10 protein-coding genes are annotated in these 13,744 nt (G+C 56.7%); 1 reads left to right on the top strand and 9 read right to left on the bottom strand.

All coding sequences use genetic code 11. The features are described 5' to 3' along the window. Window positions 1–119: 119 nt before the first annotated feature. Complete coding sequence (locus tag K1558_RS28665) at window positions 120–1,571, bottom strand: DEAD/DEAH box helicase (RefSeq protein WP_238655399.1); 1,452 nt, start codon at window positions 1,569–1,571, stop codon at window positions 120–122. After that, window positions 1,568–2,224, bottom strand: coding sequence for an HD domain-containing protein (locus K1558_RS28660; RefSeq protein WP_238655398.1), 657 nt, complete (start codon window positions 2,222–2,224; stop codon window positions 1,568–1,570). The genes K1558_RS28665 and K1558_RS28660 overlap by 4 nt, the downstream gene beginning before the upstream one ends. 284 nt (window positions 2,225–2,508) lie before the next feature. On the opposite strand from K1558_RS28660, the gene K1558_RS28655 reads away from it, so the two are divergent. Next, on the top strand, window positions 2,509–3,786 hold the full coding sequence (locus tag K1558_RS28655; protein ID WP_238655397.1) for a histidine--tRNA ligase: 1,278 nt from the start codon (window positions 2,509–2,511) through the stop codon (window positions 3,784–3,786). A gap of 172 nt (window positions 3,787–3,958) precedes the next feature. Here the strand turns inward: K1558_RS28655 and K1558_RS28650 are convergent, their stop codons facing one another. The 7 genes from K1558_RS28650 to K1558_RS28620 all read right to left on the bottom strand — a co-directional run bounded on the left by K1558_RS28650 (window position 3,959) and on the right by K1558_RS28620 (window position 13,712). Then, window positions 3,959–5,602 (bottom strand): response regulator, encoded by a 1,644-nt coding sequence (locus K1558_RS28650; protein ID WP_238655396.1) that lies wholly within the window; start codon window positions 5,600–5,602, stop codon window positions 3,959–3,961. After that, window positions 5,595–7,406, bottom strand: a complete 1,812-nt coding sequence (locus K1558_RS28645; protein WP_238655395.1) for a cache domain-containing sensor histidine kinase — start codon at window positions 7,404–7,406, stop codon at window positions 5,595–5,597. Before K1558_RS28645 ends, K1558_RS28650 begins: the two co-directional genes overlap by 8 nt. Window positions 7,407–7,432: 26 nt before the next feature. Continuing rightward, window positions 7,433–8,746 carry an ABC transporter substrate-binding protein gene (locus K1558_RS28640; RefSeq protein WP_238655394.1) on the bottom strand — a complete coding sequence of 438 codons (1,314 nt, stop codon included), beginning with the start codon at window positions 8,744–8,746 and terminating at the stop codon, window positions 7,433–7,435. Between the two features lie 44 nt (window positions 8,747–8,790). Continuing rightward, window positions 8,791–10,569, bottom strand: coding sequence for a family 43 glycosylhydrolase (locus tag K1558_RS28635; RefSeq protein ID WP_238655393.1), 1,779 nt, complete (start codon window positions 10,567–10,569; stop codon window positions 8,791–8,793). A 22-nt stretch (window positions 10,570–10,591) separates the two neighbouring features. Beyond that, on the bottom strand, window positions 10,592–11,425 hold the full coding sequence (locus K1558_RS28630) for a carbohydrate ABC transporter permease (protein ID WP_238655392.1): 834 nt from the start codon (window positions 11,423–11,425) through the stop codon (window positions 10,592–10,594). Then, a complete protein-coding gene (locus K1558_RS28625) occupies window positions 11,426–12,319 on the bottom strand; it encodes a carbohydrate ABC transporter permease (RefSeq protein WP_238655391.1) in 894 nt (297 codons plus the stop codon). It lies immediately after the preceding gene. A gap of 91 nt (window positions 12,320–12,410) precedes the next feature. Next, entirely contained in the window at window positions 12,411–13,712 is a 1,302-nt protein-coding gene (locus K1558_RS28620; protein ID WP_238655390.1) for an ABC transporter substrate-binding protein, read from the bottom strand. Between the last annotated feature and the right edge of the window lie 32 nt (window positions 13,713–13,744).

Genomic DNA, 13,744 nt, shown 5'->3' with positions numbered 1-13,744 from the left:
AAGGTGGCTTGGTCCCTCCTTTGGTTGGATTTTCACCAACTAGATAATGCGTGCCTCTGGGCGCGCACACAATAAAAAGCTGTCACATCGGCGGTAACCCGCCCGTGTGACAGCTTTGTTCATTTCTTGGCAATATGGCATTTCAGCAGCTTGCCCTTGACCGTGGTCTCCTTCATCGCCTGGAGTACGAGCGGGCCCTTACCGTTCAGAATATCGACGTAGGTGACGTTATCCTGAATCGTGATGATCCCGATATCCGCAGCGGTAATGCCCTCAAGCTTCGCAATGGTGCCGACGAAGTCCACCGCGCGGAGCTTCTTTTTCTTGCCGCCGTTGAAGTACAGCTTCGTGATGTCCTGGTTCATGACCTCGGTTTTGCCCGCTTTGCGGACCTGCCGCTTGCCCAGCTTCTCATCGAAGGCCGGTTTGGCATAGGCCACAGCATCGTCCGAAGGAGCCTTCATCACCGGCAGGGTGAAGCCGATATAGCTCTCGATGTCCCTGACCCATTTGTGTTCATTCGGCGTCACGAAGGTGATCGCTTTGCCGCTTTTGCCTGCGCGGGCGGTGCGGCCGGTGCGGTGGACGTAGCTTTCTTTTTCGAGCGGGATATCGTAGTTAATGACATGGGTGATGTTCTCGATATCAATTCCTCTAGCCGCAACGTCGGTGGCGATCAGATAACGGAACTGCCCGCGCTTGAAGGCATTCATCACCTCGAACCGCTCGTCCTGCTCCATGCCGCCGTGGATCTTGTCCACCGGATATTCCAGGTCCGCCATCCCGCGGAAGAGGGCATTCACCTGCTCCTGGGTCCGGCAAAAAATAATACAGCTATCCGGGTTCTCCACCGTCAGCAGGTCGCTGAGCAGCCCGAACTTGGCGGCCTGTACAACCTCAATCAGCGCGTGCTCTATGGTCGCAGTTGTCATTCCGCTGGCCTCAATCTCAATATCCACGGGGTCCGTCATATACTTGCGGCACAGATTCTTGATCACATCCGGGAGCGTCGCCGAGAACAGCATCGTTACACGTTCCTTGGGCAGCTGCTTAATGATCTTCTCGATCTGCTCGATGAAGCCCATGCTGAGCATTTCGTCCGCTTCGTCTATCACCAGATACTGAATCCGGCTGAGGTTCAACGTACCGCGCTCAATATGGTCAAAAACGCGGCCCGGTGTGCCTACGACCACATGCGTTTTCTGCGTCAGCTCCAGCTTCTGCGGGGCGAACGGCTGCTTGCCGAACAACGCTACCGCCTTGATCCGCTTGAAGCGCCCGATGTTCGTAATATCCTCTCTCACCTGCTGGGCCAGCTCCCGGGTAGGGGTCAGCACCAGCGCCTGAGGTTTGTTCTCCGCCCAATCGGCCAGCTCGCAGAGCGGGATGGCGAAGGCTGCGGTTTTGCCGCTGCCGGTCTGCGACTTGACGATCAGATCCTGCGCCTGCAGCGCCACCGGAATGACCTTCCGCTGTACCTCTGTAGGGTCCATGTACTTCAAAGCCTCCAGCGCGCGGAGAATCTCCTCATTCAGTCTATAATCACTAAATTTCACTTGTGCTTCACTCATTGTATGCCCCCTTGATTCCATTCCTTATAGAATTGCTCCAGGAAATCCAGCATGAACTGATGCCGCTCCTCAGCCAGCTGCTTGCCGTAAGCCGTGTTCATCAGGTCCTTGAGCTTCAATAGCTTCTCATAAAAATGATTAACCGCCGTTCCCTTGGAATAGTCCCGGTATTCCTGCTGCAGCGATTCGTCACGCGGAGGGATCGCCGGATCGTAGACCGGCCGGCCCTTGGCTCCCGAAAAAACCATGGTCCGCGTTATCCCGATGGCTCCCAGCGCATCCAGACGGTCCGCATCCTGGACGACCTGCCCTTCCAGCGTTGACATCGGTTCGCCCCCTCCGCCGCTGAAGGACATCGTCGCAATAATCTCCATAATATGCTTACACGCTGCTTCATCCGGCAGATGCTCCTCCAGCCAGTCACTCACCTTGAGCAGCCCCGCTTCCTTGGAGGGATTCAGCTTCTCGTCAGCCACATCATGCAGCAGGGCGGCGACAGTGCAGATCACTACATTGGCCCCTTCCATCCCGGCAATCAGCGCGGCCGTATTCCGTACCCGGTTCGTATGGAACCAGTCATGGCCGGTCGCATCCTGGCCCAATTGCTCCTGCGCGAAATGCTCCGCTGCTCTAATCAGCTCTGTATCCTTCATTATAATAGCTCCTCTGCCAAAAAATATTAGTCTTGCGCCGCTGCTCCCCATCCGCTATAATGTGCAGTAATCCAGCCGGAAGGGAATTGATTCCTATGAACCGCTTGTCCATCATAACGAATCAGCTTCATCATCACAAGCAGCGTTAGCACACCTGAATTCATTCAGGGAGGGCTAGCGCATTTCGCGTTCGACCTCCCTGCGGCATAGATAAGCGCGCAGGACCATGGGGTCCGGCGCGTTTTTTATTTTACCGGAATTCAACCACAAGGGAGCTGCTTAAGATGCAAAATATTAAAGGAACCTATGATTACTTCGGCCGGGAACAGGCCATCCGCCAGAAGGTGCGGACTACGCTGCAGGAGCTGTTCGAGCTGTACGGCTTCGAATCGATGGATACGACCCTGCTGAATGAGCTGGAGCTGCTGACCTCCAAATACGCCGGGGGCGATGAGATTCTGCGCGAAATGTACCAGCTGGCTGATCAGGGCGGGCGCAGGCTAGGGCTGCGTTACGATCTGACGATTCCTTTTGCCAAGGTGATTGCCTTGAATCCGGGGATTGAATTCCCGTACCGGCGGTATGAGATCGGCAAGGTGTTCCGCGATGGTCCGGTCAAAAAAGGCCGCCTGCGCGAATTCCTGCAATGCGACGCCGATGTCGTCGGGATTGCCGGTCCGCAGGCGGAAGCCGAGCTGATGCAGCTCGCGGCAGAGGTGTTCAGCAGACTGGAAATTCCGGTAGTGCTGAAGTGGAACAACCGCCGATTCCTCGGCGAGATTCTGACAGCGGTCGGCGTTCCGCTAGGTGAGCAGCTCTCGGTGATGCTGACCCTCGACAAGCTGGCTAAGATCGGCAGCGGCGGGGTGCTGGCTGAGCTGACAGACAAACAGCTGACCACTGAGACGGTTACGCTGATCGCGGAGCTGCTGGAGCTGGTGAACCCGCGGTTCACGGAACTGGTGGAGCGGTATAAGCTGGAAGGGCTGCCGGGCACGCTCGAAGTACAAGCCTTGCAGCAGCTGATTGATGCGGTTGGCCTTGCGGAGGTGTGCGTCTTCGATCCTTTTCTGTCGCGCGGGCTGTCGTTCTATACGGGGACTGTATACGAAATCTTTGATGCCACAGGCGCTTATACGTCCAGTCTGGGCGGCGGCGGCAGATATGACGCGATTATCGGCAAGCTGGTCGGGCGTGACGATATCGAATACCCCACTGTAGGAATCTCCTTCGGGATGGAGTCGATCATGGCCCTGCTGGGCGAACGCCCGGCAGAACCGGCAGACCGCTCCGGTGTGCTGATCGTTCCGATCGGCGGATATATGCCGCAGGCTCTCGTCGCTGCTGCTGCGCTGCGGTCGGCCGGTATCCGGGCCACCGTGGACAGCGGCTTGCGCAAGCTCAAAAAGACGCTGGCCGCAGCCAGCGTCAAAGGCATCCGCTACGTGATCATGATTGGTGAAAGCGAAGCCGCTGCACAGAAGCTGCGGCTGAAAGATATGGAGCAGGGCAGCGAGCAGCTGGTTTCATTGGAGCAGACGATTCGGGTGACTGCCGGGTAATTCTGAGTCATAACTAGGTAATTCAGAGTCAGCCTATGCGTTCCTCCGCTGCCTTGAAATATGGATGCTGTCGGCTTATGAGCACCGAATGTTGCACTTTGTGCAGGATTTCCGTCACGCTGGGGCTGCTCGTGATAAAGCTCTATGCTACTGGACCGGCTTTCGGTCCGGATTATCTGTCTTGGCTATTCATAGATGTCGCCTGCATCCTGCGCGAGCTGTCCCTGTACGCTTTGGGCGAAAGGCCGCTGCAGTTCTTGAACACTCGGTTGAAGTGGCGCACGTTGCCGAAGCCCGTCTCCTCAGCGATTCTGCTGATCTTCTCCCCGGTGAAGGCCAGCTTCCGGCGGGCCTCCTCCATGCGGATCTGGGTGACAAATTCGCTAAAGGTGACGCCGGTCTTCTGCTTGAACAGATTGCTGAAATACACCGGGTTCAAATATACTTTGTCGGCCACCTCCTTAAGACTCAGCGGATGATGGTAATGCTGCGAAATGTAGCGCTGGGCAGCGGTGACCGGATCAATATCTTTTGCCTCCCTGGATTTCGCAATACATCCCGTCAGGCCCAGCAGCAGCCCCCGGCATTTCTCAGCCAGCTCCTGCCGTGAGGACAGGCTGCACACATCGAACAGAACTTTGCGGATATCCTTCGTGCCCAGCCACGCTTCGGTAACCCCAAGCTCCTCGGACAATTCATAGTAGTACAGCAGCAGCTTGCAGATTTGCTGGTGAATGCTCTCGGGGGATTCAGCCGTGCTGCACAGCTCCTCGATCATATGCTCCACAATCGGGCCGATGCCGGCCCCCCTTCCCCCGGTAATCGACTTCTCCAGCAGCTCCCAGGACCATTTCAGGGGGCTGCTGCCTTCGTTGGGGCGCTGCTTCATTTTGGCATAATCCAGCAGCTTGTCACCGCCTTCGATCAACCGGTACAGAAGGGCAATACCAGCCTCGTTGTAGGCTCTTGGGATGCCTGACAGCCCTTCTGCCGGATTGCTGACCCCGATTGTCACCGTCAGATTAGATAAGGAACGGATCTGCCTGCGGATCAGGTCCCCGAGTGCTCCAGGTGCCGACAGGGAATGCTGCGGATCTGCTGTATTCAGCAGGGCGACCACCTCGGTATCCGACTGCACGAAGCTTATCCCAACGGCCTGGCGATCGATCATCTCCTGGACGACCTGCTGGATATACAGGAGGAACAACGAGGCATCTCCCCGCTGATAGCGCTCTTTCTGTACGGAATGCTTATCCAGCTTGATGACCATGCAGATGAAATAGGGATGATTGAAGGCGAAGCCCAGCTCACGCAGCAGCCGCAAATCGCTATCTTCCGTCTTGCCCTTCAGCAGACTATCGGCCAGATGACCGGCCACATGCCGTTTCAGCACGGGCTGTACCTGCCACGGCTGACCGCTGTTCGCAGGCTGCGTGTGACGCTCGGCCAGCTCTCGTCCCAGACGCTCCAGCACCCGGCCCAGCTCCTGGCGTTCCACCGGCTTCATCAGGTAATCCTTCGCCCCCTGGCGCATGGACTGCTGTACATAGGCGAATTCATCATAACCGCTGACCACGACGGTCATGAGATCCTTGAAGCGTCCCGCAGCCAATTGCTGCAGCTGGATACCGTCCATCCGCGGCATACGGATATCGGTGAGCAGCACCTCCGGAGACAGCTCAGCCAGCTTGTCGAGCGCGTCATAGCCGTCCCTGGCTTCACCGACCACCTCCCAGCCGCCATCCAGGCTGGTGATCATTTTGCGCAATCCTTTGCGGAAGACCGATTCATCGTCAACAATCAATATTTTAGGCAACCCCGTCATCCTCCCTTGCTCTGCCCTGATAATGAATGACCGGCAGCTTCAGCATAGCCTTGAAGCCCTGATACGGCATACTCTCCAGTGAGAGGCCGTATTCCTCCCCGTAATGCAGCACGATCCGGCGGTGGACATTCAGCAGCCCGTTGCCGGAGCGCCCGCCAAGCTCCTCCGTATTCCGCAGATGCAGCCGGAGCGCCTCCAGCGCCTCCGCATTCATGCCGATGCCGTCATCCTCAACCGTAATGGTAAGCACCTGATTGCTGCTGTCTGCGGTCAGTGTAATCACGCCCCGGCCCACCCCCTGGTCCAACGCATGATTAATCGCATTCTCGACCAGCGGCTGGATCATCAGCGGAATGACCTTACAATCCAGCAGAGAGGGCTCAATATTCATCGTGAATTGAATCCGTTCCTCATAGCGCATCTGCTGGATGGCCATATAGCCGCCTACATGATCCAGCTCATCCTGCAGCGTCACCTGCTCCTTGCGCCCGCTCAGACTGTAACGCAGCAGCTTGCTCAGGTTGTTGGACATGGTGATAATCTCCGGGCTGCCCTCAAGCTCGGCGTACATGCTGATCGAGCCCAGTGTATTGTACAGAAAATGCGGATTAATCTTGCTCTGCAGCGCGGCAATCTGCGCATCCTTCTCGCGGATTTCCGTCTCATAGAGGAGATACCCCAGCTCGCTGAGCTTGGCAATCATGCCGTTAAACGAATGGCCCAGCAGCCCCACCTCATCCGTACTGCTCACCGGAAAGGCCTGGCTCAGATCGCCGCGCTCAACGCTGCGCATCAGCCGGCTCAGCTTGCGCAGCGGCTGGGTGATCCGGTAGGCGATGAACACATACAGCAGCAGGGCCAAGCCGACACAGATTACGCCAATGAGAATAAGATACGTGCGCAGCAGCTCGGTATCCTTCATCAGGCCGGACACCGGCACAACGCCCACGGTGGTCCAGCCGGTCACCTCTGAGGTGACATGCGCGACCAGCAGCCCTTCGCCCCCGGACTTCACATGGCTGACCCCTTCGCCCGTTCTGCTGATGGAACCATCAGCTACTCCCTGCGGAATTCCGTGATCCTTGCCGGTAACCAGGTTGCCGGAATCATCCGTAATGTACAGCAGCTCCTGGGGGTTCAGCGTGACCTTGGACAGAATCTCACGGATGAACTTGGGGTCCACATCAATGACAATGTACCCGAGCGTGACGCCGTCATCGAAGCTGCGCAGCTCCCTTACGATGGAGAAGGCCTGATATACATTTCCGCCGCTGGACCTTAGATCATGCGTGGCAACATACACCGGCTGTCCATAATGACCCTTGAACTTATTCAGCCAGCTCACATTCTCATCCAGCCTGTAGGTCGTGACATACTGGCTCTCCGGCATGACCACATAGGAAGCTCCGCCCGTGCCATACAGGGATACGCCCAGAATATCGACCCGGCCGTTCAGAAACACCTGGGTGACGAAGCTGTTGAGTCCGCTGATCTCATCCAGCGTCAGGGGTTCGCCGGGAGCACGCTTCGTGGCCAGATACTCAGTGACCTTGGGATATTGATAGGGCATCACGGTCAGCCGGTTCAGCTCATTCATATAGGTATCGATATTCAGGGTAAGCTGCTTCAGCGTCTGGAGCTGATAATCACCTACCTTGCGCTCCGTCGTATCCGTGAAACGGGCAAAGGCGAAATAGCCCATCAGTCCCAGCGGAAGCACGATGAACACGACATTGATAAGAATAAGCTTGCGCGCAAGCGCCAGATTCCTGAACCAGCCGCGAAAGGATTTCAACCGCATCTCCCCCTTGCTCCTTACAGTCATTTCTTCAGTTGAAGGTTGATGCTGTCCTCCGCCTGCTGCAGCGCCTGCGCCGGACTTTGCTCCTTATAGATCATCCGCTCAAACTGCCGGATAATCTCTTCATTAATACTCCACTGCTTCACATTCCGCGGCCAATAGACTACGGAGTTGGCGGTATTCGCATAGTCACTGCGGAATTTCAGCGCGGAGTACGCCCCGCTCTCCACAACCTTCCGGGAGCTTGGGACATGGCCCGCCTCCGCCCACATCACCCCGTGCTCCACGGCCCAGCGGGCAAAAACCATCGCCGCCCTCCGTTTCTCCGCACTCATCTCACTTTGGGCCGGAACCGCCAGCGTATGCGAATCTCCCCAGACTGCCGGATGATCATAGATGACCGGAACCGGCACAACACCGAGCTCCAGCTTCTCAGCCTTCTCAAAAGCGCCCGTTCCCCATACCCCGGTAATCAGCACCGCTGCCTCCCCGTCATAGAACAGCTTGAAGGCATCATTGATCCCCGGCGGAATCAGCTCCCGCTGGTACAGACTGTTGACGAACTCCAGCGCCTGTAGCGATGCCTTATTATTGAAGACCGCCTTAGTGCCGTCCGGATTATAAAAGACGCCGCCGCCCCCGATCTGATTGTACAGGCTCCACCACAACCACACGGAATCAATCCGTGTGCTGGGCAGAGCCAGTGGCGCGACACCGGGCGGAACGGATTGCTTCAGCTTTTGCAGAAATGCGGTAAAGCCCTGCTCTCCCCGGCCGATCACTGGTTTATCCGCTGCATCCAGCAGCCCGGCCGCTCTTAAATATTTCTTATTATAGTAGAGCACCAGGGTATGCGTATCCAGAGGTACCGCGTAATGAGCGCCTCCGTAGACTGTGGATTCGGCAATTTTGGTGCTGAACTGGCCCCAATCCAGGCCCGTCTCCGCAGCCAATCCGTCAAGGGGCTCTATATAACCGTTCTGCACGAACTGCGGGAGATTGGTAGCATGAATAATAGCCAGATCCGGGGCATTGCCGGACAGAATGGCTGTCCGCAGCCGGGAATAGTAATCATCCAGCCGGGAGTTGATCTGATCGATCCGGATGTCCTGATGCTCCTTGTTGAACTGCTCCACCAGCTTGGTCATGAAGATATTGTCTCCCCCACTGAACGGGGTCCAGTATTCGAGAGTCACCGGCTGGACAGCAGGTGCCAGCGGCGTCTCCTTCTTCTCTGCACCACACCCGCCCAGCAGCGGCAGTACCATCAGCAGAATTGAAAGCGCACTCAGTTTAATACGTCTGTATCCGGTCTTGCAGCTAGTATCTCTCATATGAGTAAGCCCCCGTCTTGCTTCCCGTCTATGAATCTCCCGGCTCATTCACTCTTCTGCCATATATCCATATAATCTATACTGAAGCTGCCTTGTCTGTCAAAAAGCATGATCTCATTCGTCCCCCTCTGTAATTTCAGCTCCAGCTGCCAGAGGGAGGGCTGATTGCGTTCCTGCGGAAGGGGAGAATAGCCCTTCTTCGCACCACCGTTCACCTTCAGCTCCAGCTTCGCATCCGGCGAAGCATTCATCACCGCCACCAGGACCGTGTAGGTTCCGCTATGCGGGACCTGAAGATGGCTGAACTTCAGCGCAGCTCCGCTGCCGCTTAAGACAGCCGCTGCCCCGCCCGAGGCAAAGGGATTATCCTCTGCCGCAGCGTTCCCCTCCATGGCCTGGGCTTCGCCTTCATATCGCGGAATTTCAATCGCCTTCACTTCTGCCCCAGCACCCTCGGGCAGCTCTATGGCTACTGTATTCTTCCCGGCTGTGAACGGCAGGCTCAGATAACCATAACCGGTCTGGCCCTCGCCGGATGGCGGCAGTGGAAGCGCCGCCGGTGCCGCCCCATTCACCGAGACTGCCGCCCCGGCCGGTTCTCCGCCCGGATTCACATAATGCACCAGCAGCGGGACCTTGCTGTCCACCGTGGACGGCAGGGACGGGAATTCCAGCTTGTTGCCGCTGCGCAGGGCCGCTTCCGCCGGGAACACGCCCATGCCTGCGGGAACCGGTATAGCCTCACTCAAAGGCAGCGGCTTGCCGAAGACCGGCAGGCCGTCAGCATTCCAGCTAACCCGCTGGGCCCGTGCCTTGCGGTTGTTCCAGCCGTCATCCGCCCCGCTCGTGGCATGATAGACGATCCACTGCTCGCTTCCGTCCGGCGAGACCGTGAATGAATTATGCCCCGGACCGTAGACGCCGGCAGCTTCATCCATAGCCAGCAGCGGCTGTTCCCCCTTGATCCAGTCTGCGGCCTCCAGCGGGTTGCCGCCCGGCTTCAGCGTAAGCAGTCCCAGACTGTAATAGGGAGTCCAGCTTCCCGCACCGGAATATACAATGAAGACCCGGCCGTTATGATGAAGCACGGACTGGCCTTCATTAATATACGGCGGGCCTCCGGCCTGCTCCCAGGGAAGCAGCGGCTCGCTCAGCAGCACCCGCGGTCCGCTGATCGTCAGCGGATCACTCATTGGAGCAATATAGGTATTCTGCGCAGCGTTTACCTCCCCTTCCCAGCCGGACCAGACGAAATACAGCTTCCCGTCCACCTCCATCGCCAGCCCGTCGATTGCCCATCGGTTGCTGCTGTCGGTGACTTGGCCTTTGAAGGTATAACCGCCCAGCGGGTCGCCGCTGTCCGCTTGCAGCACATACATCTGGTGGTTCTCGTTCCGTCCGTCATCTGCGGCAAAATAGATATACCAGCTTCCCCGGATATACTGCAGCTCAGGTGCCCAGAGATTCGCCGAATAGGCCGTCTCCGCCGGCGGGTACCATACGACCTTCCGCTCCGCCTGGCGGAAATCCAGAGTGAGCGACTTCATCACCATAATATCTGTTCCGTTATGGGTGAAGGTCATATAATAATATCCATCCTTGTAGATCACACTCGGATCAGGCGTATCGATCTCGGCCAGCGTGTTCTTGAACGTTCCGCCATGCCCCTTGTAGACCTCATCTGTTACGCCGTTATTAGGCTGCAGCAATAAATATGCACCTCCTGCGAGTATAAGACACAGAAGCGCCGCAAGGGAGTAGATTATTGTACGTGAATGCTTGCCTGCCCATGCCTTCTGCGGTATATCCGGTTTCGTGCTCATCTGCTTCCCTCCCCGTCTTCCACTATTTCACTCCCGAGCTGGTAATCGCCCTGACGAACGACTTCTGGCCGGCAATGAACAGAATCAGCACCGGCAGCGCCGCGATGGTGGTCATGGCCATTAATTTTCCATAGCTCTGGGTATAGCTGCCGGTGGCCATCATGGCAATCCCTGCGGTGATCGTCCGCATCTCCGGGGAGGTGGTCGCATACAGCGGCCAGACAAAATCATTATAAATCCCCATAAAGGTGAAAATCCCCAGTGTCGTCATGATCGACACCGCCGAAGGCAGCAGGATTCTCCGGTACAGATTCCATTTGTTCACCCCGTCGATCCGGGCCGCCTCCTCGATCTCCTTCGGGAAGGAGACGAAGAACTGGTACAGCAGGAATACACCGAATGCTCCGGCGGTAGCCGGGAGGATCAGCGCCTGATATGTGTTGATTAGACCAAGTGTATTGAATTCGATGTACATCGGCAAAAAGGTCAGTACGCCTGGAATCATCAGCGAAGCGATGAACATCGCCAGCAGCGTACGGCGCAGGGGCAGATCAGGCAGACGGGCCAGCGCAAAGGCAGCCATGGAATCGATCAGCAGTACGATCGCTGTGCCTGCAATCCCTACCGACAGGGAATTGACAATCCAGCGCAGAATCGGGGTATTCATCAGCTCCCCGTTCAGCCCCTGAACGAAATTATCCAGCGTCGGCTTCTTCGGCAGGAAGTTCATCCGCCCGGAGAGGGCTTCAAAATCATTCTTGAACGCCGTGGACAGCATCCAGACCAGCGGCAGCAGCACGAACAGCGCAATCAGGATGGCCAGCAGCAGCAGGCCTGTTTTTTTGGCTTTTCCCATCTATACCTTCTCCTTCCGGTTCGTAAGACGGAACTGCACGACGGACACGAGCATGATCAGCAGCGCCATCAGAATCGCCATCGCCGAAGCCGAACCGATATCCTTGCGCACGAACGCCTGGTCCAGCACATTGATCAGCAGCACCCGGGTGGTGTCTCCCGGTCCCCCGCGCGTCAGCAGAAACGGCTGGGCATAAATATTGAAGGAAGCGATGGTTGAGGTGATCATTACGAACAGCATGACCGGCCGGATCGAAGGCAAGGTTATCGACACGAACCGCTTCCAGGCATTCGCCCCGTCCATGGAAGCCGCCTCATAATAATCCTCCGGCACCTCATTGAGCGCATTCACAAAAATAATCATATTAAAGCCGATCGTCCACCACAGTGTTGTAAGCACCAGCGCAATCCAGGCCCAAGGCGTAGCGGTTAGCCACGGGATACCGGTCAGGCCCAGCTTTTGCAGCAGACTGTTAATGAACCCGGCGTTCGTATCGAACATCATCAGCCAGATGACAGCCATTACGGAAGCTGACAGCGCGTAGGGCAGGAAATAGAAGGTGCGGAACAGCCCCCGGAGCTTCGCCGGCAGCGCATTGACCAGCATTGCGATCCCCAGCCCGGTAATGATCAGCAGCGGAACCGAATATATTACAAATTGGAGTGTGGTCCACAGCCCCCGGAAGAAAATACTGTTCTCATAGGTCCCCGGGGTGAAAATGGTCACGTAATTGCGCAGCCCCACAAAGGGGTGAGCAGCAGACAGCAGCTCGAAGTCCTGCAGGCTGATGACAAAGCCATACAGAATCGGGAAGAGCAGAAACAGTGCGAAGGCAGCCAGATAAGGCAGCACGAACAGAAATGAGGTCAAGCGTGAAGTCCACAGGGTTTTCAAAAGTGATTCCTCCTTAGGGTAAGGATAAGGAAAAGCGGGAAGCTCCTGCGCTCCCCGCCCTGCTTACCGAATGATCCGCTTCACGGACCGGCTATTTCATCGCCTGACGGGATTTGGCTACAGCATCATCCATCGCCTGCTGCGGTGATTTTTTGCCAAGAAGGGCACTGCTCAGCTCTCCCCATACCGGCTCGATAATGGTTCCCCAATTCAGCACATTCGGTGCGAACTGTACGGAGGAGAAGCTCTGCGATACTGTATTCTGGAACTCCATCGCCTTGAACTCAGCGCTGTCCATCACCGTCTTGGAGGCTACCGCCTGCCCGGATTCTGCCCAGTCCAGCGAGTTGCCGGAGACATATTTCAGGAAATCGCCGATCCCGGCCAGCTTGGCGCTGTCTGTCACGGACTTGGGAACGACGAAGCCATGCGAGCCTGCATAAATCGCCTGCTTCGCCTTGCCGATCTGCGGCATGACAGCGACGCCATAATTAAGTCCGGCTTCATCGAACTGGGATTTCATCCACGGCCCGTTGAACTGGATGGCGTTCTTGCCCTGCAAGAACAGGGTGTTCTCACCATCCTGCTGTACGTTGGCCGGGGAGATGCCCTTGTCGACCATATCGCGCAGCCACTGCACCATCTCCACCGCTTCAGGAGAATTGTAGGCTACATCTGTTCCGTCCCAGAGCTCCCCGCCATTCTGCCAGACGAGGGACGGGAAGATGAACTGCTGCGGCCAGAGGGTCGGCACTACGTATCCATAGATCCCTTTGGATTTGTCCGTCAGCTTCTGCACAGCGTCATCGAATTCGGCGCGGTTCGCTGGAGGCGCAGTGATGCCCGCCTTCTCGAACAGATCCTTGTTGTAATACATAACGACCGGATGAATGTCCAGCGGGATCGTATACAGCTTGCTGTCGATCGTCGCATAGGTGACCGGAGCTTCGGCAAAATCAGCCGGGTTGATCCCGGCCGCAGCCGCCAGCTCATCCACTGGCTGCAGCTGCTCCTTGCTCTGGTAGGTCGGCACCTGATCGACATGCATAATCATCAGATCCGGCTGTTCCTTGCCGGTGCTGAGCGCTACATCAAGCTGCTTGTAATATTCGCCATTCGGCTGGATCACGAAATTCACTTTATACTTATCCTGGGAGCTGTTATATTTATCCACGATTTTCTTCATAAACGGGCCATCCGAGCCGGAGAAGGGTGACCAGAACAGAAGCTCTGTCTTTTTGCCGCTGCTGCTGCCCCCGTCCGAGCCCTGTGTGGCCTCTGCGCCGCTCGCGCCGTTATTCTTCGCATTGTTGCCGCCGCAAGCGGTTACAACCAGTGCCAGCACCATACCCATCAGTAAAAGTGATGCTCTCTTTTGCATGGATCGCTTCATCTGTATACTCCCCTTCGACCGGTAATTCAAAG

The organism is Paenibacillus piscarius (genome assembly GCF_022234545.1).
GTDB classification, from domain to species: domain Bacteria; phylum Bacillota; class Bacilli; order Paenibacillales; family Paenibacillaceae; genus Paenibacillus_AQ; species Paenibacillus_AQ piscarius.
The sequence above is the reverse complement of the archived record's forward strand: the minus strand, read 5'-3'. Positions and strand labels throughout refer to the sequence as shown.

Bases quoted from the DNA above. Each gene is read 5' to 3' on its own strand.
- K1558_RS28620 (WP_238655390.1), bottom strand. From the start codon at position 13,712: ATGAAGCGATCCATGCAAAAGAGAGCATCACTTTTACTGATGGGTATG.
- K1558_RS28660 (WP_238655398.1), bottom strand. From the start codon at position 2,224: ATGAAGGATACAGAGCTGATTAGAGCAGCGGAGCATTTCGCGCAGGAG.
- K1558_RS28655 (WP_238655397.1), top strand. From the start codon at position 2,509: ATGCAAAATATTAAAGGAACCTATGATTACTTCGGCCGGGAACAGGCC.
- K1558_RS28635 (WP_238655393.1), bottom strand. From the start codon at position 10,569: ATGAGCACGAAACCGGATATACCGCAGAAGGCATGGGCAGGCAAGCAT.
- K1558_RS28640 (WP_238655394.1), bottom strand. From the start codon at position 8,746: ATGAGAGATACTAGCTGCAAGACCGGATACAGACGTATTAAACTGAGT.
- K1558_RS28665 (WP_238655399.1), bottom strand. From the start codon at position 1,571: ATGAGTGAAGCACAAGTGAAATTTAGTGATTATAGACTGAATGAGGAG.
- K1558_RS28630 (WP_238655392.1), bottom strand. From the start codon at position 11,425: ATGGGAAAAGCCAAAAAAACAGGCCTGCTGCTGCTGGCCATCCTGATT.